A 23,515-nucleotide genomic window follows, 5' to 3' on the forward strand; every position below is an offset into this window, starting at 1 on the left:
GGTTTAGAGTGCTGCTCTGCGTCGTTCAAAGGACAGTGCCATGACAGACAAGAGCCAACAATTTGCCAGCGACAACTACTCCGGCATCTGCCCCGAAGCCTGGGCCGCCATGGAGCAGGCCAACCATGGCCACGACCGCGCTTACGGCGACGACCAGTGGACCGAACGCGCCGCCGAGCACTTTCGCAAGCTGTTCGAAACCGACTGCGAAGTGTTCTTCGCCTTCAACGGCACCGCCGCCAACTCGCTGGCCCTGGCCTCGCTGTGCCAGAGCTACCACAGCGTGATCTGCTCCGAGACTGCCCACGTCGAAACCGACGAGTGCGGTGCACCCGAGTTCTTCTCCAACGGCTCAAAGCTGCTGACCGCGCCCAGTGTGAACGGCAAGCTGACCCCACAGTCGATCCGCGAAGTGGCCCTCAAGCGCCAGGACATCCACTACCCCAAGCCTCGGGTGGTGACCCTCACCCAGGCCACTGAAGTGGGCACCGTCTACCGGCCCGACGAGCTGAAGGCCATCAGCACCACCTGCAAGGAGCTGGGCCTCAACCTGCACATGGACGGTGCGCGCTTCAGCAATGCCTGCGCATTTCTGGGGTGCAGCCCGGCAGAAATCACCTGGAAAGCCGGCGTCGATGTGTTGTGCTTTGGCGGTACCAAGAATGGCATGGCGGTTGGCGAGGCCATCCTGTTCTTCAATCGCCAACTGGCCGAAGACTTCGACTACCGCTGCAAGCAGGCCGGGCAACTGGCGTCGAAAATGCGCTTCCTCTCCGCCCCCTGGGTCGGCCTGCTGGAAGGCGGCGCCTGGCTGCGCTACAGCGCCCATGCCAACCGCTGCGCGCAGTTGCTGGCGTCATTGGTGAGCGATTTGCCAGGTGTACAGCTGATGTTCCCGGTAGAGGCCAATGGCGTGTTCCTGCAAATGCCCGAACCTGCCCTCGAAGCATTGCGCAACAAGGGCTGGCGGTTCTACACCTTCATCGGCAGCGGCGGCGCGCGCTTCATGTGCTCTTGGGATACCGAAGAAACACGGGTGCGGGAGTTGGCGGCAGATATACGCAGTTTCTTAAACTGCTGACAATTATGTGAGCACAGCCTAAGGCTACGTTAGCATCGTGCAGACTACATCAGTATCTCTGTAACGCTGGTTACGGTTGAGTGCTAAACCCGTGTGCCCGGCGTTTGACCTGCCATTAAACGATGTGTTGACGAATTTGCTCAACCGCTTGTTGCGGAGTTCTGCTCAATTCAGGCTCCGCCTTCATCAATACTCGATGGGCCGCATGCTCCACCCAAGATTTAAGAGAGGGTTCAAATGCGAGCTGATGAGCGAGGTGAATGTGTTGCGGTGAGGCGCCGCTTCTGGTCAGGTGATGTACCACCGAGGACGCGGTAGTCCTGGAGCTGCCGCCTAAATTCTTCAGATCTCCAACAGGCAATTTTTGCAGCAACGCATCAGTTGCAGGGCTGCGCTCCAACAGAAGGCGTTCGAGTGGGGAGGCCTTTTTTAGAGACCTAAACGGCTGAGGTCTCGATTCGTCTTCATACCAGAGGGATGCAGGGCGGGGATGACCGCTAATTGGCTGAGGGCCAGCGTGACCACGCTGTGGCAGCTGATTCTCTACATCCCATGCCCTGCTGGAGATAATTGGACGGCTCCATCGTTTATCTGGAGTTGATCGGCCAGTGGAATTGCGACGCTGAAGTGCTCTCCGCTCGGCTACACGTCCGGTCGGGTCCTGCTGATTGACCGGATCGTTGGCGACGTAAGCATAGCTATTCAAACCCCCGGCTTCGAACGGGCTGAGTTCATCAGGGGCTTGAAAACGCATCAAGGTCGGGCTGTAAATTCTGTATCCATTCCCGAGCGCATACCCGCCAGTGCCATGATTAAAGACCTGGCCATTGAAACCTAAATGGATGGCTCTTGCCCCGGGTCGAAGATAGCCGTAGGCCGTATAGCCAACGGTCGTGGCTCCACCCTCCAATGCCGGCACAGATCGGGCAGCCCTCGATACTGTATTTTTTTCGACCATCATGAAATCTCACAACCTCGCCATCAAGATGCTTATTCTTGCGCAAAGCAAGTCGATGTTGAAACTGACAGAAATGATGGTTAGCAAACCCCCTTGCCACCGAGGGTCTGCAATAGGCAATCTAGTGCCCGACCTAGTCGCTTAGCGGTAAGTCAGCTTTCACTCATCGTGCGAGCAATAACATCGACTGTCGCGTCGATACGTGCCTGAGCCCGCTCCAGGTCACTTTTGTGATCGATCTTCAGCTGAATTTGCTGAGAACACAGGTTCAATGCCGCCAGCACCAGCAATTTGTCACCGATCAGCGTGGGGTACTGGCGCTTGGTCTGGGCCAATGCGGTGTTGAGCATCTGTACCGCCTGGGCGAGGGTTGCCTCCTGGCCTTCAGGCGCCTTGATCGAATAGTCGTTGCCCAGGATCGACACAACATTGATCGGTTGCGCTTGCAGCGTCATGCGCCCACTGCACCCGCGTTGGCACGCTCCAGCAAGGCCTGCAGGCGGGCTGCAGTGCTGCCGTTCTGCTCTTCCTGCTCCATCAGCGACAGCTGCAGGGTTTCGTTCTCTTCCTTTGCCTTGGCCAGTTCCTGGCCCAGGGTGGTGTTCTGCTCGGTGAGTTGAGCGTTCTTTTGCATCAGGTCGCTGACCAGCTGCTCGATTTGATTGAGGGAGGCTTCAAGCATGGGTCTATCTCAGTTGTTGCGAGGGGCGCACACGATAAAGAAAAGTGCCGCCCATCGCCATTAAATATCGGATTCACAAGGTTTCCGCCCCGCAGATTGACAGGGTATCCACCTGCTTGTTCCGACCTGAGTCAACCACCGGTCAGTCAGGCTGCACAAAACCAACCCAGCCTGGCCCTCAATAATCGATGCGCACATCCCCTTTCGGCACGCTGCAGCACGACAGGATGTATCCCTCGGCTTCATCTTCCTCGGTGATACCGCCGTTGTGCTCCATTTCCACTTCGCCACCCAGCTTGAGCACCTTGCAGGTACCGCAAATGCCCATGCCGCAAGCTTTCGGGATCATCAGGCCGACCTTGGCCGCTGCAGCGTGCACGGTTTCGCCGGGGGCGATACGGATGCTCTTCTCGCTGCCGATGAATTCCACCAGGTTGAGGTCGGCAGCGTCCACTTCTGGCGCGTCTGCCGCCGCTTCGGCGTGCTCCACGGCGTCGGCCTTGGCCTCGGCCGGGGTCGCCCCGAAGGACTCCTCGTGGTAGTTGTCCATGTCGAAGCCCACCGCCTCGAGCATGCGCTTGACCGCCGTCATGTACGGGGTGGGGCCGCAGCAGAACACCACGCGCTCCATGTAGTCGGGGGCAATCAACTCCATCAGCCGTTGGTTCAGGTAGCCACGGTAACCCGCCCAGGGCTCGCCCAAACCGTGTTTCTCGCAAATGATGTGCAGGCTGAAGTTGGGCACGCGCGAGGCCATCTGCTCCAGCTCGCGGTGGTAGATGATGTCTTTCGGTGAGCGGGCGCTGTGCACGAACACCATGTCCACATTGGCGTTGGTGTCATAGAACCAGCGGGCCATGGACATCACCGGGGTGATGCCGACGCCACCGGACAGGTACAGCACCTTGGCGGCCGGGAAGTCGATGGCGTTGAACAGGCCGACCGGGCCGTGCACCGGCAGCTCGGCACCTTCGTGCATGGTGTCGTGCAGGAAGTTGGACACCAAGCCACCCGGCACGCGCTTTACCGTGATGGAGAAACTGTACGGCACCGACGGCGAACTGGAGATGGTGTAGGAACGCATCACCGGCTTGCCTTCGATTTCCAGCTCCAGGGTCACGAACTGCCCGGGCTTGAAGAAGAACATGATCGGCTGGTCTGCCATGAAGCAGAAGGTGCGCACGTCCCAGGTCTCCTGGATGACCTTGACGCAGCGCACGATGTGGCGGCCGTTGGCCCAGGTCTGGGTAGTGACCGGATTGAGAAAGGTATCGGACATGTTCATCTCCAGCAGCCGACTATTGGCCTTTTTATGGCTTGGATGATGCGCAAGCTTGAAGCCATGAACATTCCTGCCAGCGACATCGGCGTACTTATCGCGACCAGCCCCGCACTGCAAGGGCTGCGGCGTCGTAATTCAATTCGGCCATGTCGCCCATGGATACGGTTCACGCCGCCTTCGGACGCACACTCCACCGCAAAACAACACGCTGTTCATGGTTAACAGCCTTGCGGCACCACAACAACGATTAGCCACCTTTTGCCGGCCGCAAACGGCCCCGAGGAATACACGATGGACGTCACCGCAACCCTGAGCCTGGGCGATCCACTGGAACCTGCACGCAAGGCCACCGCCGAGATGCTGCAGACCCGCGAGCGCACCTACTCGCTGCCCCAGCCTTTCTACACCGACGAGCGTCTGTTCCAGATCGACATGCAGGAGATCTTCCACAAAGAGTGGCTGATCGCTGGCATGACCTGCGAGATCCCGGCCAAGGGTAACTACCTCACCCTGCAGATCGGCAAGAACCCGATCATCGTGGTGCGGGGTACCGAGGGCAAGGTGCATGCCTTCCACAACGTTTGCCGCCACCGCGGCTCGCGCCTGTGCGTCAGCGAAAAGGGCAAGGTGGCGAAACTGGTGTGCCCTTACCACCAGTGGACCTACGAGCTCGACGGCCGCCTGCTGTTCGCCGGCACCGAGATGGGCGCCGACTTCGACATGAAGCAGTACGGCCTCAAGCCGGTCAATGTGAAAGTGGCTGGCGGCTACATCTTCATCAGCCTGGCGGAAAACCCGCCAGCCATCGACGAGTTCCTGGCCACGCTGGACCACTACATGGAACCGTACGACATGGAAAACACCAAGGTGGCGGTGCAAACCACCTTGATGGAAAAAGCCAACTGGAAGCTGGTGCTGGAAAACAACCGTGAGTGCTACCACTGCAACGGTTCGCACCCAGAACTGCTGCAAACCCTGCTGGAATGGGACGACACCAACGACCCACGCGCCAGCCAGGAGTTCAAGGACCACGTGGCTGCCTCTGCCGCTGCCTGGGAAGCCGAGAAAATCCCGTACCTGCACAAGAGCCATGGCCTGCGTAACCGTATCGTGCGCATGCCGCTGCTCAAGGGCACCGTGTCGATGACCATGGATGGCAAGCAGGCCTGCCAGAAACTGATGGGCCGCATCAAGAACCCAGACCTGGGCTCGATGCGCATCCTGCACCTGCCCCACTCCTGGAACCACTGCATGGGCGACCACATGATCGTGTTCACCGTGTGGCCGATCAGCGCCCAGGAAACCATGGTCACCACCAAGTGGCTGGTGCACAAGGATGCCGTAGAAGGTGTGGACTACAACCCAGAGAACATGCGCAAGGTGTGGGACGCCACCAACGACCAGGACCGCCGCCTGGCCGAAGAGAACCAGCGCGGTATCAACTCCACGGCCTACCAGCCGGGCCCTTACTCCAAAACCTACGAGTTTGGTGTGGTGAACTTCATCGACTGGTACAGCGGGCGCTTGCTGAACAACCTGGGGGCAGAGCCTGCGCCGTATCTGAAGGAAGTGTTGGCCCAGTAAGATTTGTTGCATCCGCCATGCTTCGGCAACAGACCGGAGCGTGGCCTCTTCACACCCGTAGCTCTCCTTGGGGTGTTCCTCCTCGCACTTGATAAGCAACCGGCTGTATGGGATAGCGTTGCGGGATTGGTGAGGTGGCCATGTTATAGAGCTCATACACAGACAGCGTCGTGGCAACTGTAGCCATTCCGAAGTCGACCCACATCAATGCTTCAGTCGTCGGCGGCGTCAACCGCGCAATGGAAGTGCCAATACTCACCGAGGCGCTGACCACACCAACGCCAGACAACACCTTATCTTTAATAGTCCATGTTGAGATATTCTCTTCCGGCGTGCCGTACGTGACGACCCCAGAGCGGCTTGCCGGGTAACCGGTACTTGGCGCGAAGTTTCGCTCCATACGGTAGTTTCGGAACACTTTCACTATGCTTATGGTCAGGTTGACAACACCTGCAACGATGCTTCTGATGGGCGTAATGATTGCCGGGTACTGGCCGGTAGGGTCAACATGATTTATCGGGTCGCCTTTGCAGTAGGCATACGTGCTGATTCCACCCTTGCCAAATGGGCTTAGCGAGTCGGGACTTATGAACCGCATCAGCGTTGGGCTGTAGAAGCGATGACCATTCCCTAGCGGATAACTACGTGTAATCGGATCCAGAGCCTGACCGCAGAAAGCAAGGGTCGGCGATCGGTTGGCACTGACAGCACCATAGGGTGTGTAGGTCACCGATTGGAAATGTCGCCTATTTGCCAGTGATTGTTGCTTGTCGGTGCAACGCCAGTTTTTCACGTTATGTCGTCCACAGTTTTCAGGGCCATGTGGACAGCGTAATGAGGGTGTGCAAGTTCGCGTACTGGCAGAAATAACAGGTCGCGCAGGGGGCGCATCCCGAGCTGCAATTGTTCCCTGTGGGAGCGGGTTTACCCGCGATCACCGGCAAAGCCGGTGCCAGCCACTGCGCTGGATGCCTCGCGGGTTCAGTGGCAAGCCACGCCAATCAGCGCAGCACACCTTCCTCCACCAACAACTTCAGAATGGCCTCGGCACCTTCCTGCGGGGTGACGTCCTTCAGCACCTTGCCCCCACCACCACTGGCCTTGGCCGTTGCAGCCTTCATGCGGTCGGCGCCGCTTTTGGCCTTGATCACCTTCAACCGCTTGGGCCGTGGGCGCGCCGGCTGCAGGGCCTCTTCGCCCAGCAGTTCATCGTCCACCACCTGCACGTCCTGCGCCGCCAGTACACCGCGGCGTGCGGGCCCGAAGGCGCTTTGGCGCGGTTTGGGCGCGGCGTTGTCGACCGTGGCCAACAGCGGCAGGCGTACCTTCAAACGCCGACGCTGGCCGCGTGGCAGTGCTTGCAACACCTGTGCTGTGCCGTTTTCGATGGACTCCACCTCGGCTAGCCCCACCACCAGCGGCCAGCCCAGCTTTTCGGCGAGCAGGAACGGCAGCATGCCAGACCCCTCCCCCGTTTCGGCCTGGCTGCCGGTAAGCACCAGTTGTGCACCGGCACCGCGCAGGTAATCACCCAGCACCCCCAGCACATCGGCGCCATCGGGTTGCTCAAGCACATCCAGGTGTTCCAGGCCCATCCCCAGGTAACCGCGCAGGGCTTCCTCGTGAGGGTCGCCTGCATGCACAACCTGCAGATCCCCGCCGGCCAGTTGCAGGCCCAGCTCCACTGCACGTGAATCCTGCTCGGCGCGGCGCGCACGACCCGAGCTTGGGTGGGCGCCGATCGAGACCAGGCTGATGACTTTCGTACTCATGCTCGTGCCCTTATGCCGCGTCGCGCTGGGCGCCGTTGCGGTAGTTGTCCACAGCGTCGATCAGTGCCTGGAGAATCGCCGCACTGTCGCCAATGACCGACAGGTCGGCGCGTTTGATCATGTCGCAACCAGGGTCCATGTTGATCGCCACCACCTTGTCGCAGGCGCCGATGCCCTGCAGGTGCTGGATGGCGCCGGAGATACCCACCGCCATGTACACCCGTGCAGTTACCCACGTACCCGTGGCGCCCACCTGACGATCACGCGGCATGTGGCCGTCGTCCACCGCCACGCGGGACGCGCCCTGGGTAGCACCTAGCGCGGTGGTGGCCTTGTGGAACAGTGGCCAGTCCTTGACGCCGTTGCCGCCAGAGACAATGAACTCGGCCTCCGCCATGGCGATCTTGGCTGGGTCAACCGCCACCGAGCCCAGGTCTTCGATACGCGAAATGCTGCGGGCAACGTTGGCAGACAGCTCGACCGGCAACGCTTCGTGGCGCGTCTCGCTGACCGGCTCGGCACACTCGGCCGCGGCCAGGATCAACCGCGGCAGTGCACGCTGCATGTCTTGCTGGCCAGCACCAGCACGGCCGATGCACTGGCCGTCCTTGATTTGCCACACACGGGTAGCCGGGCGTTCACCCAACGCCGCACCCAGGCGCCGGCCCAGCTCACCACCGCCGGTGCGGCTGTCTGGCAGCAGCCAGTGGCGTGGGGCAAACTGGTTGTCCACCGCGCGCAGGCCCTGCACCAGTTGCTCTGGCGCATACCCCTGGTATTCATCACCGTCGATCACCAGCAGGCGGTCTACGCCGGCATTGGCGAAGCTGCTTTCCTTGTGCTCGCCGAACACGATTGCCAACACCGCACCGTCGTTGCCGGCCAGGCTGTGGGCCAGGCCCAGCAAGTCGCGGTCGTGGCTGCCAAGGCGGCCACCGACCATGTCCGGCACCACGGCAATGTAGAACGCAGGGTCGGCCACCTGATGCAGCGGCAACTGCACTTCGGCCGCCGCCGTGCGCCGCGCCCCGCCGGCAGTGCCCTGCTGGGCGCCACTGCGGTCGATGCGCTTGAGCCCGTTCGGGCCGATGAAGCCTGCGGCGCTGGCGTGCGGGTTCTTGCGGATGAGGCCGTTGGGCCCCATCCAGCTGGTCTGTTGGGTCTGCATGGCTGCGTGCAGCGGGTGCAGACGGTTACGGGCGATCCACTCGGCGCGAGGGTCACGGCGGATGATGTCGCTCATCAATGCACCTCCGCAGGTTCACATTTGGTCTTGGCTGGTTTGCTCGCCGTCGCCTGGGCGTCTTCCTCGATCAACACGTCAGCCACCAGTTCGGCCAGGTCCTTGATCAGTGGGCGCGGTTCCACCACACCTTCGAGCATCGCCGTGCACTGCGGGCAACCCACAGCCACCACTTCGGCCTCGGTGGTGCGGATGTCGTCCATGCGCATGTCGGGGATGCGCTGCTTGCCAGGGATGTCGGTGATCGGCGCACCGCCGCCACCGCCGCAGCAGCGCGAACGGAAGCCTGAGCGCTCCATTTCACGAACCTCGATGCCAAGCGCTTTGAGCACTTCACGCGGGGCTTCGTATTCACCGTTGTAACGGCCCAGGTAGCACGGGTCGTGGTAGGTGACGCTGCCACCTTTGTGCTGGCCGAGGTTGAGCTTGTTGGCGCCAATCAGCTCGGCAATGTAGGTGCTGTGGTGCTGCACCTGATAGTTGCCGCCCAGCGCCCCGTACTCGTTTTTCAGTACGTGGAAGCTGTGCGGGTCGCAGGTAACGATGCGCTGGAACGTGTATTTGGCCAGGGTCTTGATATTGCGCTTGGCCAGTTGCTGGAACGTGGCTTCATCACCCAGGCGACGGGCCACGTCACCGCTGTCGCGCTCTTCCAGGCCCAGCACGGCGAAGTCCACACCCGAAGCCTTGAGCACCTTGACGAACGAACGCAGCGTGCGCTGGTTGCGCATGTCGAACGCGCCATCGCCCACCCAGAACAGCACCTCGGTGCTCTTCACCTCGGACAGCAGCTTCAGGTTCAGGTCGGCAGCCCAGTTCATGCGGCCACCTGGGGCGAAGCCGCCAGGGTTGTCAGTGGCGATCAGGTTGTCGAGCACCTCGGCGCCCTTGTTCGGGGTAGCGCCCTTTTCCAGTGTGAGGTGGCGGCGCATGTCGACGATGGCGTCCACGTGCTCGATCATCATCGGGCACTCTTCAACGCAGGCGCGGCAGGTGGTGCACGACCAAAGTGTCTCGGCATCCACCAGGCCATTGACGATCGGCTGGTGCGGGTGGCCGCCGTGCTCGCCGATCGGCTTACCCGGGTAAGGGCTGCCGGCGAACTTGGCATCGGTACCACCGGCCAGGCCGATGACCATGTCCTGGATGAGTTTTTTCGGGTTCAGCGGCTGGCCGGCAGCAAAGGCCGGGCACATCGCTTCACACTTGCCGCACTGCACGCAGGCGTCGAAGCCCAGCAGCTGGTTCCAGGTGAAGTCTACTGGTTTTTCCACACCCAGCGGCGCGTTCGGGTCTTCCAGGTCCAGTGGCTTGAGGCCAGTGCTGCGGCCGCCCCCGAAACGTTCGGCGCGGCGGTGCCAGGCCAGGTGCAGGGCACCGGCGAAGGCGTGCTTCATCGGCCCGCCCCAGGTCATGCCGAAGAACAGCTCGGACACGCCCCACAGCACGCCCAGGCCCAGAATGCCGACCATCACCCAGCCACCCGTGTTGGCGGGCAGGATGCCGGCGACCGGCAGGGTGGCAATGAAGAAGCTTGCGGCGAATACCAGCAGGCTCTTCGGCAAGCGCATCCACGGGCCTTTCGACAGGCGCGCAGGCGGGTTGAGGCGGCGCTTGAAGACAAAGATGGCGCCAGTGAACATGATCACGGTGGCCACCAGCAGCGCGTAGCCGAGGATTTTGCTCTGCAGGCCAAAACCATGCACCAGGATCGCCAAAGCAGCTGATAGCACGAAGCCGCCAGCCGTGGCCACGTGGGTCTTGGACATGTACTTGTCGCGCTCGACCACATGGTGCAGGTCCACCAGGTAGCGGCGCGGCATGGCCAGCAGGCCGCCGATCAGGTCGACCTTGGAGGCCCGGCCCCGGCGCCACATGCGCACCCGGCGCAGGGCGCCGAGCACCGCCAGACCAAGGGCAGCGAACAGCAGGATGGGTAGAAGGGTGTTCAACATGGCAGGCACCTTTGAGCTGCAAGCTGCAAGGTACAAGCGGCAAGAAGAAGCTGCGTCGCCCCTGCCCCCTACTTGTATCTTGCAGCCCACCGCTGCGTTACAGAATCATTCCCAAGCAACTCTCAAGCCCAAAGCTGCAAGTGAAGCCAACATCGATCGCTTCCCTTGCAGCTTGCAACTTGAAGCTTGCCGCTGCCTCAGAAGTCCTTGCACAGGCGCAAGGCGTCGTAGATCGCCGCATGCACGTTGCGCTGGGCTACACAGTCGCCAATGCGGAACAGCAGGTAGCCCTCGCCTGGCTGGCTGAGGATCGGCTGTGGCTTGATGGCAAACAGCGCCTCCACATCGATCTGGCCTTTGTTGCGCGAGCCGTCCTTCAGGGCGTAGTACAGCTGCTCGTCAGGACGCACGCCGTTCTCCACCACCACTTGGTCCACCACGCGCTCTTCCTTGGCACCGGTGTATTCGTTTTCCAGCACCGCCACCAGCTTGTCGCCCTCGCGGTAGACCTTTTCCAGCATCATGTCGCCGGTCATGATCACTTCTTTGGGGTACATGCTGCGGTAGTAGGTGGGGAAAGTGGTACCGCCCATGGCCACACCCGGCTTGATATCGTCGGTGACGATTTCCACCTGGCAGCCCTTGTCGGCGATGAAGTCCGCGACCGACATGCCGGTGAACTCGCAAATGGTGTCGTACACCAGCACGTTCTTGCCCGGCGCAACCTTGCCATCCAGGACGTCCCAGCTGCTGACCACCAGCCCTTCGGCAGCGCCCCAGTGGTCGTTCTGCTCCAGGAACGAGTGCCCGCCCACGGCCAGTACGATGATGTCCGGGCGCAGGTCCTGGATGGTGTCCACGTCGGCGGCGGTACCCAGGCGCAGGTCCACTTTCAGGCGCGCCAGCTCCAGCTGGTACCAGCGGGTGATGCCGGCAATCTGGTCGCGCTGCGGCGCTTTGGCGGCGATGGTGATCTGGCCACCAATCTGGTCTTTCTTCTCGAACAGGGTCACATCATGGCCACGTTCAGCGGCCACGCGGGCCGCCTCCATGCCGGCAGGGCCAGCACCTACAACCACCACCTTGCGCTTGGCGCCCGTGGTTTTCTCGATGATGTGCGGCACACCCATGTATTCACGGGAGGTGGCGGCGTTCTGGATGCACAGCACGTCCAGGCCCTGGTACTGGCGGTCGATGCAGTAGTTGGCACCCACGCACTGCTTGATCTGGTCGATCTGGCCCATCTTGATCTTGGCGATCAGGTGCGGGTCGGCCATGTGCGCACGGGTCATGCCGACCATGTCCACGTAGCCGCCTTCGAGAATGCGCGTGGCCTGGTTCGGGTCCTTGATGTTCTGTGCGTGCAGCACCGGTACCTTGACCACTTCCTTGATACCTGCGGCCAGGTGCAGGAACGGCTCCGGCGGGTAGCTCATGTTCGGGATGACGTTGGCCAGGGTGTTGTGGGTGTCGCAACCCGAACCTACCACGCCGATGAAGTCGAGCATGCCGGTGGCATCGTAGTACGCAGCGATCTGCTTCATGTCCTCGTGGCTGAGGCCATCGGGGTGGAACTCGTCACCACAGATACGCATACCCACGCAGAAGTCGTCACCGACCTCGGCACGCACGGCCTTGAGCACTTCCATGCCGAACTTCATGCGGCCTTCGAAGCTGCCGCCCCACTCGTCGGTACGCTTGTTAACGCGCGGGCTCCAGAACTGGTCGATCATGTGCTGGTGCACCGCCGACAGCTCCACGCCGTCCAGGCCGCCCTCTTTGGCGCGGCGCGCAGCCTGCGCGTAGTTGCCGATCACACGCCAGATCTCTTCCACCTCGATGGTTTTGCAGGTGGCGCGGTGTACGGGTTCACGGATACCCGAGGGCGACATCAGGGTGGGCCAGTTGAAACCGTCCCAGCGCGAGCGACGGCCCATGTGGGTAATCTGGATCATGATCTTGGCGCCATGCTTGTGCATGGCATCGGCCAGGTTCTGGAAGTGCGGGATGATGCGGTCGGTAGACAGGTTGACCGACGCCCACCATTCCTGCGGGCTGTCGATGGCCACCACCGACGAGCCGCCGCAGATGGCCAGGCCAATGCCGCCCTTGGCCTTTTCTTCGTAGTACTTCACATAGCGGTCGGTCGTCATGCCGCCGTCAGTGGCGTAGACCTCGGCGTGCGCGGTGCTGAGCACGCGGTTGCGAATGGTCAGTTTGCCGATCTGAATCGGCTGGAACATTGCTTCGAATGCCATGACGCTATCTCCGGCTTACAACGGCTTCGTTACGAACAGGCCATCTTCGTGGCCTTCTTCCGACCCGCCGTACACCTGTTCGGCAACGGTGCGGATCGAGCTGCCGCGGGCAGCGAGAATCTGGTCCATGGCGCCGGCGAACCAGCCGGTGAACATGTAGTCGACCTTGCGGCCACATTTGCCATAGACGTACACGAATGCAGAGTGCTTGAGCTTGACGCTGCAGGTGCCCTTGTCCAGGTCGATGTCCTGGATCTCGAACAGGCCCCAGCCACGCTGGCTCAGGCGTTTCATGTAGTGCTCGAATACCGCGACGCCTTCCAGGCCGTGGCACTCGGCCTCTTTCTCGCACCAGTGCCAGGCAGATTTATAGCCGGCCTTGTAGAGGATCTCGGCGTACTTGTCGGCGCCCAGGACTTCCTCGATACCCTTGTGGTTGTTGACGAAGAAATGCCGCGGTACGTACAGCATCGGCAGGGCGTCGCTGGTCCACACACCGGTTTCGCTGTCGACTTCAATTGGCAATTGCGGGGCGATCTTGGCCATGGAAACTCAACTCCAGAAAAATTTTTATTGGGTTGCCCCGGCGTTGCTGGCTGGGGCTTCAGGCTTGGAGAGCGGCTTATTCGCCCCAGACGTCTTTCAATACGTTGACCCAGTTCTCGCCCATGATCTTGCGGACCACGCGCTCGGAATGGCCGCGCTTGAGCAAGGTTTCGGTGAGGTTGGGGAACTCGCCCACGGTACGGATGCCCAGCGGGTTGATGATCTTGCCGAAGTTGGTCAGCCGGCGGGCGTAGCCCTTGTCGTGGGTGAGGTATTCGAAGAATTCCTTGCCATGACCTTGGGTGAAGTCGGTACCGATACCAATGGCATCTTCACCGACGATGTTCATGGTGTACTCGATGGCCTCGGCGTAGTCGTCGATGGTGGAATCGATACCCTTGGCCAGGAACGGTGCAAACATGGTCACGCCCACGAAGCCGCCGTGGTCGGCGATGAACTTCAGCTCTTCATCGGACTTGTTGCGCGGGTGCTCCTTGAGCCCGGACGGCAGACAGTGGGAGTAGCACACCGGCTTTTTCGATTCGAGGATGACTTCTTCGGAGGTTTTCGAGCCAACGTGGGACAGGTCGCACATGATGCCCACGCGGTTCATTTCGGCAACGATCTCGCGGCCAAAACCAGACAACCCGCCGTCACGCTCGTAGCAGCCGGTGCCTACCAGGTTCTGGGTGTTGTAGCACATCTGCACGATGCCCACGCCCAGCTGCTTGAAGATCTCGACGTAGCCAATCTGGTCTTCGAACGCATGGGCGTTCTGGAAGCCGAAGAGGATGCCGGTCTTGCCCAGTTCCTTGGCCTTGCGAATGTCGGCGGTGGTACGCACGGGCATCACCAGGTCGCTGTTCTCGCGGATGAGCTTCTGGCTGGCGGCAATCTGGTCGACGGTCGCCTTGAAGCCTTCCCAGACCGACACGGTGCAGTTGGCGGCGGTCAGGCCACCTTTGCGCATGTCCTCGAACAGCTCGCGGTTCCACTTGGCGATGATCAGGCCATCGATGACGATGCTGTCGGCGTGTAATTCGGCTGGGCTCATCAGGCGTCCCCTTTTATTGAATGGGTGGCGCCAAACCTTGTGCCGGCGCTTTGGGGCCAGCATATGCCTGCGGCCCGAGGCGCCCCGATGCAAAAACGACAGGGGGTTTGCCGAAAGCGTCAATGCGCGACCAGCCGCCCTCTGGCGGGGTTTTCGGCAATGAGAGACAGTCTCGATAACAACCTCGGCAGCCCTGTTGATGAACATTTTGCCGAAGAGCTATCGCCGGGCGAGCGGCTGAGGGAGAATCCGGCCATTCATCAGTTTGGCGAGGAGAATACGGATGAAAGCAATGGCATGGATGGTACTGCTGGCGGCGGTGTCTGGCGCCCACGCAGCGGAAGAAGAAAGCACCCCTTGCGACAACGTCGAAACCGACCAGCAGACCTATGCCTGTGCAGCCTTCAGCAAGCAGGCCGCCGAGCGGGAACTGCAAGCGGCTTACGATGACCTGATCCAACGTGTGCGCGACCAGTACGCCGACCAGGGCAGCCAGGTGAGCGCCCTGGTAGGGCAACTGGACGCGGCGCAGAAGTTGTGGGCCCAATTGCGCGATGCCGACTGCAAGGTGGAAACCTTTGCCGAGAAGAAAGGCAGCAAGGCGTTCCAGGCGGCGTGGGATACCTGTGTGGCACAACGCAGCGATGACCGCTCGGAGTACCTGCAGTCCATTGGTCAGCAGTGAAGCGGGTCTGGCCTCATTGTGGATAAATCCGCGATGCGGCCCTCAGGCGGAAATCACACTGCCCTGCCCGCCCGATCCGTGCGCGGGCAACGCTGGTACCGCGCCCGGTAACAGCGGGTAAAGTACGAAGCCGACTCAAACCCGCAAGCCACCCCCACCTCCAGCACGCTCATGTCGGTCTGGCGCAATAACTGCCGCGCTTTTTCCAAACGCAAACGCAGGTAGAAACCGCTGGGGGTATCGCCCAGATGCAAGCGAAACAACCGCTCCAGTTGCCGACGCGTCACCTGGACGCTTTCAGCCAGCACCTGGGTGTTGAGCGGCTGTTCGGTGTTGCGCTCCATTTCGCCGATCACCTTCACCAGCTTGCGGTTGCTGATGCCATAGCGGCTGGCAATCTGCATACGCTGGTGGTCCTGTCGCTGACGGATACGCCCGAGCACGAACTGTTCAGAAACCTCCACCGCCAGTTCGGCACCATGAGCCTGTGCGATCAGATCGAGCATCATGTCGATCGACGCCGTGCCGCCAGCGCAGGTGATGCGCCGCCGGTCGATCTCGAACAGCTCCTGGGTGGCTTGCAGGTCTGGGTAATTCTCGCGAAACGCATCCAGCGCCTCCCAGTGCACCGTGGCGCGATGCCCGTCGAGCAAGCCCGCCTGGGCCAGCACCACGGCGCCGGTATCAATGCCGCCCAACACTACCCCGCCGTGGTCCAGGCGGCGTAGCGCCTGCTGCAGCGCCGTGCCATAGCGGGCCAGGGGTTCGAACCCGGCCACGATCAACAGCATGGTGCAGGGCTCACCTGCCCCCAGTGCTGCGTCGGCGTTCACCGACATGCCGTTGCTGGCCTGCACTGGCCCGCCATCCAGGCTCAGCACCTGCCACCGGTACAACGGCCCGCGGAAGCGGTTGGCTACCCGCAGCGGCTCCAGCGCACTGATGAACCCCATGGCCGAGAAGCCGGGTAGCAAAAGGAAATGAATGATTTGCGGCATTGCATGCTCCACGGCAAAGGTGGTCGCCTCCGTGCAACTGTTGGTCGCCAGGGTGCGATTTTCCACCCTGCCAGCAGCGTAGCGTGTTCACACCGCCCCAAAGAGGCCGGCCCCCATAAAAATATGCACTGCCGATGGAGAGCCACCATGCACAGCTTGATCCGCCGCAGCTTGTTAACACTCGCCCTGAGCAGCATCGCCGTTGCCCCCACTTACGCCGCTGACGCTGCAGCCTGCAAGAACGTGCGCCTGGGCGTGGTCAACTGGACCGACGTCATCGCCACCAGCGCCGTCGCCCAGGTGCTGCTCGACGGCCTTGGCTACCAGACCAAGCAAACCAGCGCGTCACAGCAGATCATTTTCGCCGGTATCCGCGACAAGCGCCTGGACATGTTCCTGGGTTACTGGAACCCGATCATGACCCAGACCATTACGCCTTTCATCGACGCCAACCAGGTCAAGGTACTGGCCAAGCCAAGCCTGGAGGATGCTCGCGCCACGCTGGCGGTGCCCAAGTACCTTTACGACAAGGGCCTGAAAACCTTTGCCGACATCCATAAATTCGAGAAGGAACTGGGCGGCAAGCTCTACGGCATCGAGCCCGGCTCCGGCGCCAATACCCAGATCAAGGCGATGATCAGCAACAACCAGTTCGGCCTGGGCAAGTTCCAGCTGGTGGAATCCAGCGAGGCCGGCATGCTCGCGGCGGTAGACCGCGCCGTGCGCCGCAAGGAAGCGGTGGTGTTCTTTGGCTGGACGCCCCACCCCATGAACGTGAACATCGACATGGCTTACCTGGGGGACAGCCAGGGCGCACTTGGGCCTGATGAAGGCCGCGCGACGGTATGGACCGTAACCGCACCCGACTACGCCGAGCGCTGCCCCAACGCCAGCCGCCTGCTGGCCAACCTCACGTTCAGCGCCGAGGACGAGAGCCGCATGATGCAACCGCTGCTCGACCACAAGGACGCGCTCGAATCGGCCCGCCAGTGGCTCAAGGACCACCCCGAAGACAAGGCCCGCTGGCTTGAGGGGGTGACCACCTTCGACGGTAAGCCGGCTGCGGACAACCTCAAGCTTACCGCCAACTGATCCGGCCCCTTCGCGGGTAAACCCGCTCCTACAGCTTACGCATAGTCCAGGGGACCAAACGGCCCCCTGTGGGGGCGGGTTCACCCGCGAAAAGGCCAGCACAGACAACACAAGGAACGCGCCATGAACCACGACGTCATCATCACCTGTGCCCTCACCGGCGCGGGCGACACCGCCTCGAAAAGCCACCTGGTACCCGTCACCCCGCAACAGATCGCCGCTGCTGCCGTGGAAGCCGCCAAAGCCGGCGCCACCGTCGTGCACTGCCACGTCCGCGACCCGCAAACGGGCCGCTTCAGCCGTGACGTGGCGCTGTACCGCGAAGTCATGGAGCGCATTCGCGAAGCGGATGTGGACATCATCGTCAACCTCACCGCCGGCATGGGCGGCGACCTGGAAATCGGCCCTGCTGAAAACCCCATGGCCTTCGGCCCGGGCACCGACCTGGTCGGCCCTCTGGAGCGCCTGGCCCACGTGGAGGCCCTGCTGCCAGAAATCTGCACCCTGGACTGCGGCACGCTCAACTTCGGCGACGGCAATTCGATCTACGTGTCCACCCCAGCCCAGCTGCGCGCCGGGGCCAAACGCATCACCGAGCTGGGGGTAAAAGCCGAGCTTGAGATCTTCGACACCGGCCACCTGTGGTTTGCCAAGCAAATGATGAAGGAAGGCCTGCTGCACGACCCGCTGTTCCAGCTGTGTCTGGGTATCCCCTGGGGCGCGCCCGCAGACACCACCACCATGAAGGCGATGGTCGACAACCTGCCGGCCAATGTCACCTGGGCCGGCTTCGGCATCGGCCGCATGCAGATGCCCATGGCGGCGCAGGCGGTGCTGCTGGGGGGCAACGTGCGGGTGGGGCTGGAAGACAACCTTTACCTCGACCGGGGCGTACTGGCCAGCAACGGCCAGTTGGTCGAGCGCGCGGTGGAGATCATCTCCCGCCTTGGCGCCCGCGTGCTGACCCCTGCCGAAGGCCGGGAAAAGATGAACCTCAAACGCCGCTGACTCTATTGGGAGACAACCATGACCTTCATCACCGAGATCAAGATGTTTGCCGCATTGGGCAGCGGCGTAATAGGCAGTGGCTGGGTGGCCCGCGCCCTCGCCCACGGCCTGGATGTGGTCGCCTGGGACCCGGCGCCGGGTGCCGAGCAGGCGTTGCGCAAACGTGTCGCCAATGCCTGGCCTGCATTACAGCAACAAGGCCTGGCGCCGGGCGCGTCACAGGCCCGCCTGCGATTTGTGAGCACTATCGAAGCGTGCGTGCGGGACGCTGACTTTATCCAGGAAAGCGCCCCGGAGCGTCTGGACCTCAAGCTGGACTTGCACGCCCAAATCAGCGCCGCCGCCAAACCCGATGCCATTATCGGCAGCAGCACATCGGGCCTGCTGCCCAGCGAATTCTACGAATCGGCCAGGCACCCCGAGCGCTGCCTGGTCGGCCACCCGTTCAACCCGGTCTACCTGCTGCCGCTGGTAGAAATCGTCGGCGGCAAGCACACCTCCCCTGCGGCCATCGACGCGGCGAAAACCATCTACACCGCCCTCGGCATGCGCCCACTGCACGTGCGCAAGGAAGTGCCAGGTTTTATCGCCGACCGCTTGCTGGAGGCGCTATGGCGCGAAGCCCTGCACCTGGTCAATGACGGCGTGGCCACCACCGGGGAGATCGACGATGCCATACGCTTTGGCGCCGGCCTGCGCTGGTCGTTCATGGGTACCTTCCTCACTTACACCTTGGCGGGTGGCGACGCCGGCATGCGCCATTTCATGTCGCAGTTCGGCCCGGCACTCAAGCTGCCCTGGACCTACCTGCCAGCGCCAGAGCTCACCGACAAGCTGATCGACGATGTGGTGGAAGGCACCTCGGAGCAACTGGGCGAGCGCAGCATTGCAGCCCTCGAGCGTTACCGGGATGACACCCTGCTGGCGGTGCTGGGCGCCGTCCAGGCCAGCAAAGCCCGCCATGGCATGGCTTTTGGTGATTGAGGGGAATCCGATGCCGGCATTGATTACCTACCGTACCCAGGTTCACGAGGACTGGGTCGATTACAACGGGCACCTGCGCGATGCGTTCTACCTGCTGATTTTCAGCTACGCCACCGATGCGCTCATGGAGTGCATTGGCCTGGATGCAGACAGCCGGGGGCAAAGCGGCCATTCATTGTTCACCCTGGAAGCACACATCAACTATCTGCACGAGGTGAAGCTGGGCACAGAGGTATGGGTGCAAACGCAGATCATCGCTTTTGATCGCAAGCGCCTGCACGTGTATCACAGCCTGCACCGATCAGGGTTCGATGAAGTGCTGGCGGCCAGTGAACAGCTGCTGCTGCATGTGGACTTGGCAGGCCCACGATCTGCACCTTTCAGTGAGCAGAGTATCGGGCTACTGCAGGGGCTCGCTCTAGGGCAGCAGGATCTGCCAGCCGCAGTCTACGTACAGCGGGTGATTGGCATTACATGACCAAAAAAATAACCCCGGAAAGCCGTGAGCATCCGGGGCCAAGAGCGAGCAACATCCACTGTGCACGTGTGAGGGTGACCAAACCCTCCGCTTCGGTAGATGGCTTGAGTGTGCGCACTTCATGGCAGGGGGATTTAGCCGGAAACGACCTGTTCTTAGCCAAAGCGGCCACCCCTGCATTCCGAGGTTGCGGGCGTGTCGTACCCGTCACAGAATCGGTCGTAAATCACGCAGCACTCTCTTCGCGATAAAAGGGATAACAGCCATGATGCATGCCGATTTGATTGACCAGGACGACCTTGCAGGCCACCTGCGCGCACGTGGGTTCGACATACCCGCCGGGGCTACCGCGGAGCAGGCTTGCGAAGCTGTGGTGCGCGGGCTCACGGAACCCAATGCACGGGCGTTGAAAGGGATGGTGGAGCAGATGTACACCGGGAGCGCGACCATTTTGCCGGCGGTGCGCCAGGCAATCGACAAGCAGCTGCTGCCGGCCTTGGCACAGTTCAGCAAGCGCGCCTGAGGGACCTTTTCTCCGTACTGGCCCATTCGCGGGTAAACCCGCTCCCACAGGTACCGAAGACCACAGGCACCTGTAGGAGCGGGTTTACCCGCGAACGAGCCAGTGCCGTGTCAAAGCCTTACGCTGGCAAACGTCGACTCGTTGCGCGCCTGGCTCAAGGCAGCCATCGGCCCGCTGTGGGGCGACAGGGTAATCGCCTGCGGGATCGGCATCATCGCCACCTGCTGGGTGGTATTGGAGCCCACACGCTCGTCACGCGGCGGAATGCCGAAGTACTCGCGGTAGCACTTGGAGAAGTGCGGCGTGGACACGAAGCCACACACCGACGCCACCTCGATGATCGACATGGGCGTCTGCTTGAGCAACTGCCGGGCGCGGATCAGACGCAGTTTCAGGTAGTAGCGTGATGGCGAACAATGCAGGTACTTCTGGAACAGACGCTCCAGCTGGCGCCGCGACACCGCCACGTAAACCGCCAGCTCGTCCAGGTCGATCGGCTCTTCCAGGTTGGCCTCCATCAGGGCGACGATTTCCTGCAGCTTCGGCTGGTTGGTACCCAGCATGTGCTTGAGCGGTACGCGCTGATGGTCCTGCTCGTTACGAATGCGCTCGTACACGAACATCTCGGAAATCGCCGCCGACAGCTCACGGCCATGATCGCGGCTGATCAGGTGCAGCATCATGTCCAGCGGCGCGGTACCGCCAGAGCTGGTGAAGCGGTTACGGTCGAGGGTGAACAGGCGGGTGCTCATGTTCACCCGTGGGTAGGCTTCCTGCATGGCGGCCAGGCATTCCCAGTGCACGCTGCAATCGAAACCATCAAGCAGGCCGGCACAGGCCAGCGCCCAGCTGCCGGTGCACACCGCACCCAGGCGGCGCGACTGACGGGCCTGGGCCTGCAGCCAGGTGACATGCTCACGGGTAACGGTGCGCTGGATGCCCACGCCGCCGCAGACGATCACGGTGTCGATGGGGGGCGCGCTGTGCATGGCCGCGTCCGGGGTAATCTGCAAGCCATCGCTGGCCCAGACCTGGCCACCATCCACAGTGAGCGTGTGCCAGCGGTACAGCTCACGGCCAGACAGCTGGTTGGCCATGCGCAGCGGCTCTACCGCCGACGCCAGTGAAATCAGGGTGAAGTTGTCCAATAGAAGAAACCCGATGGACTGGGGTGCTGTGCGGTTCTGGGTTGGGTTCCCGGAGGTGTACGACGTCATCGCGGTTTCTCCTCACACAAATGCAGGGTGTGCCTCAGGCGGGCACTGATTTCTTGTTATTGCCCCGCTTGATGGTGTGCAGGGCCTGTTGACCAATATCTACGCAAACGCCGTGCCTGAAATTGAACGGCTATTCGAAAAAACCTGAAAACGACCTATTGAGTCGGCAAAATCAGGCGTTTCCTACAAGTTGGCAGCTGCGCCAAAAGCGGCGAGCTAGGCGCCATGCGTGTAACCCCTGAGCAGTTTGGTGACACGGAATGTGCAGGCTGCCCAGAAACGACACTTTTAAGTGTCACCGACAATGCCAACATCGATTGCGACATCTGACGATCGGTAGGGAAGCGCCGCGCCGAAATGGGGCAGGAGAAATGCTTTTGCACCTTCATAAAACGCTGTGGGGCCATCGCGGACTTACCCGCAAATGGCCCGTAACGCCAGGCTGAATACTCAGCACTCGATTGCGCTGACCGCCAGGCCACCGCGCGAGGTTTCCTTGTACTTGTCGTGCATGTCGGCGCCTGTATCGCGCATGGTGCGTATAACCTGGTCCAGCGAAATGAAGTGCTCACCGTCGCCGCGCAGGGCCATTTGCACCGCATTGATGGCCTTGACCGCAGCAATGGCATTGCGCTCGATGCACGGCACCTGCACCAGCCCGCCCACCGGGTCACATGTGAGGCCCAGGTTATGCTCCAGGGCGATTTCTGCAGCGTTCTCCACTTGCGGTGGGGTGGCGCCCAGCACTTCGGCAAGGCCCGCCGCCGCCATGGCGCAGGCCGAGCCCACTTCGCCCTGGCAGCCCACTTCGGCGCCCGAGATGGACGCGTTTTTCTTGCACAGGATGCCCACCGCTGCTGCCGCCAGGAAGAAGTCGACAACGTTGGACTCGTTCACTTCATCGCTGAAGCGCATGTAGTAGTGCAACACCGCCGGGATGATACCGGCGGCACCGTTGGTGGGTGCCGTAACCATTCGCCCGCCAGCGGCGTTCTCTTCGTTGACCGCCAGGGCGAACAGGTTCACCCACTCCATGGCGCTCATGGTGGAGCCAATCACATTGGGCTTGCCGATTTCCTGCAGGCTGCGGTGCAGCTTGGCGGCACGGCGGCGGACGTTCAGGCCACCGGGCAACGTGCCTTCGTACTTCAGGCCATTGTTCACGCATTCCTGCATGGCAGCCCACAGCTTGTGCAGGCCCGCGTGGATCTCTGCCTCGCTGCGCCACACCTTCTCGTTGGCCATCATCAATTGCGACACGCTGAGGTCGTTTTGCTTGCACAGGCTGAGCAGTTCGGCAGCGCTGTTGAAATCGTACGGCAGCACCGTCTGGTCGGCGTCCAGCACACCGCTGGCAGCCTGGGCCGCATCCACCACAAAGCCGCCGCCCACCGAGTAGTAGGTGTCGCGGTGCAGCTCGCCCTGCTCACCTTCGGCGATCAGGGTCATGGCGTTCGGATGATAGGGCAGGTTCTCGTCCAGCAGCAGCATGTCCCGGGCCCAGACGAATTCGATGGGGCGGCCATTGTCGAGCTGCAGGGTATTGGTTTCACGCAGGTCGGCGATGCGCGGGGCAATCTGGGTAGGGTCGATTGCATCGGGCCATTCGCCCATCAGCCCCATGATGGTGGCGCTGTCGGTGCCGTGCCCCACACCGGTGGCCGACAGTGAGCCATACAGGCGCACCTCGATCCGTTTCACGTGGTCCAGCTCGCCACGCTCGCGCAGCCCCTGGACGAACAGGGCGCCGGCACGCATGGGGCCGACGGTGTGCGAGCTGGAAGGCCCGACACCGATCTTGAACAGGTCGAACACGCTGATGGCCATTGTTGAATCACCTCTTGCTGGGCTTGTCTCTGCGCGCCATGCGCAGGGTGGGGCAACTGCTAGGCTCAAACAGCGGCCCACCTTGAATGCACGCATCATCGGGCTTTTACCGCCCCCCTCGCCGTCTGCAACCGACGTAGTTTTGTCCGCCAGCGCCGCGCTGTTCTGGCCTGGTAACAGCGCCCGCTACGCCGTTTTCCAGCGGCCTGGTGACGCAAAAATACGGCTGGAGGGGGAGAAGAACCTATAAGCGACATCGCCAATACTGGATACGACCCGTTGCGTACT

At 61.8% G+C, this 23,515-nt stretch carries 22 protein-coding genes; 8 read left to right on the forward strand and 14 right to left on the reverse strand.

The features are described from left to right. The first annotated feature begins 40 nt into the window (after positions 1-40). Positions 41-1,081: a threonine aldolase family protein gene (locus IAE36_RS14745; protein WP_201213153.1), complete on the forward strand. Its 1,041-nt coding sequence runs from the start codon at positions 41-43 to the stop codon at positions 1,079-1,081. Between the two features lie 115 nt (positions 1,082-1,196). Here the strand turns inward: IAE36_RS14745 and IAE36_RS14750 are convergent, their stop codons facing one another. From IAE36_RS14750 to gbcB, 4 genes are all read right to left on the reverse strand, one after another. Next, a complete protein-coding gene (locus IAE36_RS14750; protein WP_080667910.1) occupies positions 1,197-2,042 on the reverse strand; it encodes an RHS repeat-associated core domain-containing protein in 846 nt (281 codons plus the stop codon). A gap of 149 nt (positions 2,043-2,191) precedes the next feature. After that, complete coding sequence (locus IAE36_RS14755) at positions 2,192-2,494, reverse strand: cell division protein ZapA (protein WP_028635280.1); 303 nt, start codon at positions 2,492-2,494, stop codon at positions 2,192-2,194. After that, positions 2,491-2,721 carry a hypothetical protein gene (locus IAE36_RS14760; protein ID WP_028635281.1) on the reverse strand — a complete coding sequence of 77 codons (231 nt, stop codon included), beginning with the start codon at positions 2,719-2,721 and terminating at the stop codon, positions 2,491-2,493. Before IAE36_RS14760 ends, IAE36_RS14755 begins: the two co-directional genes overlap by 4 nt. A 178-nt stretch (positions 2,722-2,899) precedes the next feature. Continuing rightward, complete coding sequence (gene gbcB, locus IAE36_RS14765; RefSeq protein ID WP_028635282.1) at positions 2,900-4,000, reverse strand: glycine-betaine demethylase subunit GbcB; 1,101 nt, start codon at positions 3,998-4,000, stop codon at positions 2,900-2,902. Between the two features lie 294 nt (positions 4,001-4,294). On the opposite strand from gbcB, the gene gbcA reads away from it, so the two are divergent. Further along, positions 4,295-5,587, forward strand: coding sequence for a glycine-betaine demethylase subunit GbcA (gbcA, locus tag IAE36_RS14770; protein ID WP_028635283.1), 1,293 nt, complete (start codon positions 4,295-4,297; stop codon positions 5,585-5,587). A 49-nt stretch (positions 5,588-5,636) separates the two neighbouring features. On the opposite strand, the gene IAE36_RS14775 is transcribed toward gbcA, so the two are convergent. The 7 genes from IAE36_RS14775 to IAE36_RS14805 all read right to left on the reverse strand — a co-directional run bounded on the left by IAE36_RS14775 (position 5,637) and on the right by IAE36_RS14805 (position 14,415). After that, entirely contained in the window at positions 5,637-6,380 is a 744-nt protein-coding gene (locus tag IAE36_RS14775) for an RHS repeat-associated core domain-containing protein (protein WP_328822868.1), read from the reverse strand. Positions 6,381-6,588: 208 nt separating this feature from the next. Further along, positions 6,589-7,359 carry an electron transfer flavoprotein subunit beta gene (gene etfB / locus IAE36_RS14780; protein ID WP_201213154.1) on the reverse strand — a complete coding sequence of 257 codons (771 nt, stop codon included), beginning with the start codon at positions 7,357-7,359 and terminating at the stop codon, positions 6,589-6,591. Positions 7,360-7,369: 10 nt separating this feature from the next. Beyond that, entirely contained in the window at positions 7,370-8,602 is a 1,233-nt protein-coding gene (gene etfA / locus IAE36_RS14785; protein ID WP_201213156.1) for an electron transfer flavoprotein subunit alpha, read from the reverse strand. After that, positions 8,602-10,557 carry a dimethylglycine demethylation protein DgcB gene (gene dgcB, locus IAE36_RS14790; protein WP_201213159.1) on the reverse strand — a complete coding sequence of 652 codons (1,956 nt, stop codon included), beginning with the start codon at positions 10,555-10,557 and terminating at the stop codon, positions 8,602-8,604. Before dgcB ends, etfA begins: the two co-directional genes overlap by 1 nt. A gap of 197 nt (positions 10,558-10,754) precedes the next feature. After that, positions 10,755-12,815: a dimethylglycine demethylation protein DgcA gene (gene dgcA / locus IAE36_RS14795; protein ID WP_060482833.1), complete on the reverse strand. Its 2,061-nt coding sequence runs from the start codon at positions 12,813-12,815 to the stop codon at positions 10,755-10,757. A gap of 15 nt (positions 12,816-12,830) precedes the next feature. Beyond that, positions 12,831-13,361, reverse strand: a complete 531-nt coding sequence (locus IAE36_RS14800; RefSeq protein ID WP_060482832.1) for a DUF5943 domain-containing protein — start codon at positions 13,359-13,361, stop codon at positions 12,831-12,833. A 76-nt stretch (positions 13,362-13,437) separates the two neighbouring features. Beyond that, positions 13,438-14,415 (reverse strand): dipeptidase, encoded by a 978-nt coding sequence (locus tag IAE36_RS14805; protein WP_028635289.1) that lies wholly within the window; start codon positions 14,413-14,415, stop codon positions 13,438-13,440. Between the two features lie 283 nt (positions 14,416-14,698). On the opposite strand from IAE36_RS14805, the gene IAE36_RS14810 reads away from it, so the two are divergent. Continuing rightward, entirely contained in the window at positions 14,699-15,100 is a 402-nt protein-coding gene (locus IAE36_RS14810) for a lysozyme inhibitor LprI family protein (RefSeq protein ID WP_201213161.1), read from the forward strand. A 53-nt stretch (positions 15,101-15,153) separates the two neighbouring features. Here IAE36_RS14810 and IAE36_RS14815 read toward each other — a convergent pair whose 3' ends face one another. Further along, a complete protein-coding gene (locus IAE36_RS14815) occupies positions 15,154-16,098 on the reverse strand; it encodes a GlxA family transcriptional regulator (protein WP_201213162.1) in 945 nt (314 codons plus the stop codon). 147 nt (positions 16,099-16,245) lie between these two features. On the opposite strand from IAE36_RS14815, the gene choX reads away from it, so the two are divergent. From choX to IAE36_RS14840, 5 genes are all read left to right on the forward strand, one after another. Further along, positions 16,246-17,190 carry a choline ABC transporter substrate-binding protein gene (gene choX / locus IAE36_RS14820; RefSeq protein ID WP_201213163.1) on the forward strand — a complete coding sequence of 315 codons (945 nt, stop codon included), beginning with the start codon at positions 16,246-16,248 and terminating at the stop codon, positions 17,188-17,190. A 123-nt stretch (positions 17,191-17,313) separates the two neighbouring features. After that, positions 17,314-18,198: a 3-keto-5-aminohexanoate cleavage protein gene (locus IAE36_RS14825; protein ID WP_028635293.1), complete on the forward strand. Its 885-nt coding sequence runs from the start codon at positions 17,314-17,316 to the stop codon at positions 18,196-18,198. Between the two features lie 18 nt (positions 18,199-18,216). Continuing rightward, positions 18,217-19,182, forward strand: coding sequence for an L-carnitine dehydrogenase (locus IAE36_RS14830; protein ID WP_201213164.1), 966 nt, complete (start codon positions 18,217-18,219; stop codon positions 19,180-19,182). Positions 19,183-19,192: 10 nt separating this feature from the next. Then, positions 19,193-19,660, forward strand: a complete 468-nt coding sequence (locus tag IAE36_RS14835) for a thioesterase family protein (protein WP_201213165.1) — start codon at positions 19,193-19,195, stop codon at positions 19,658-19,660. Positions 19,661-19,925: 265 nt separating this feature from the next. After that, entirely contained in the window at positions 19,926-20,183 is a 258-nt protein-coding gene (locus IAE36_RS14840) for a hypothetical protein (RefSeq protein WP_028635296.1), read from the forward strand. 110 nt (positions 20,184-20,293) lie between these two features. On the opposite strand, the gene IAE36_RS14845 is transcribed toward IAE36_RS14840, so the two are convergent. Both IAE36_RS14845 and IAE36_RS14850 read right to left on the reverse strand, forming a co-directional pair. Then, positions 20,294-21,400, reverse strand: coding sequence for a GlxA family transcriptional regulator (locus tag IAE36_RS14845; RefSeq protein WP_028635297.1), 1,107 nt, complete (start codon positions 21,398-21,400; stop codon positions 20,294-20,296). 450 nt (positions 21,401-21,850) lie between these two features. Beyond that, the gene (locus IAE36_RS14850) at positions 21,851-23,227 is read right to left on the reverse strand and encodes an L-serine ammonia-lyase (RefSeq protein ID WP_201213166.1); all 1,377 of its coding nucleotides are present in this window, start codon (positions 23,225-23,227) and stop codon (positions 21,851-21,853) included. Positions 23,228-23,515 lie beyond the last annotated feature (288 nt).

Source organism: Pseudomonas sp. S36 (genome assembly GCF_016647875.1).
GTDB classification, from domain to species: Bacteria; Pseudomonadota; Gammaproteobacteria; order Pseudomonadales; family Pseudomonadaceae; genus Aquipseudomonas; species Aquipseudomonas parafulva.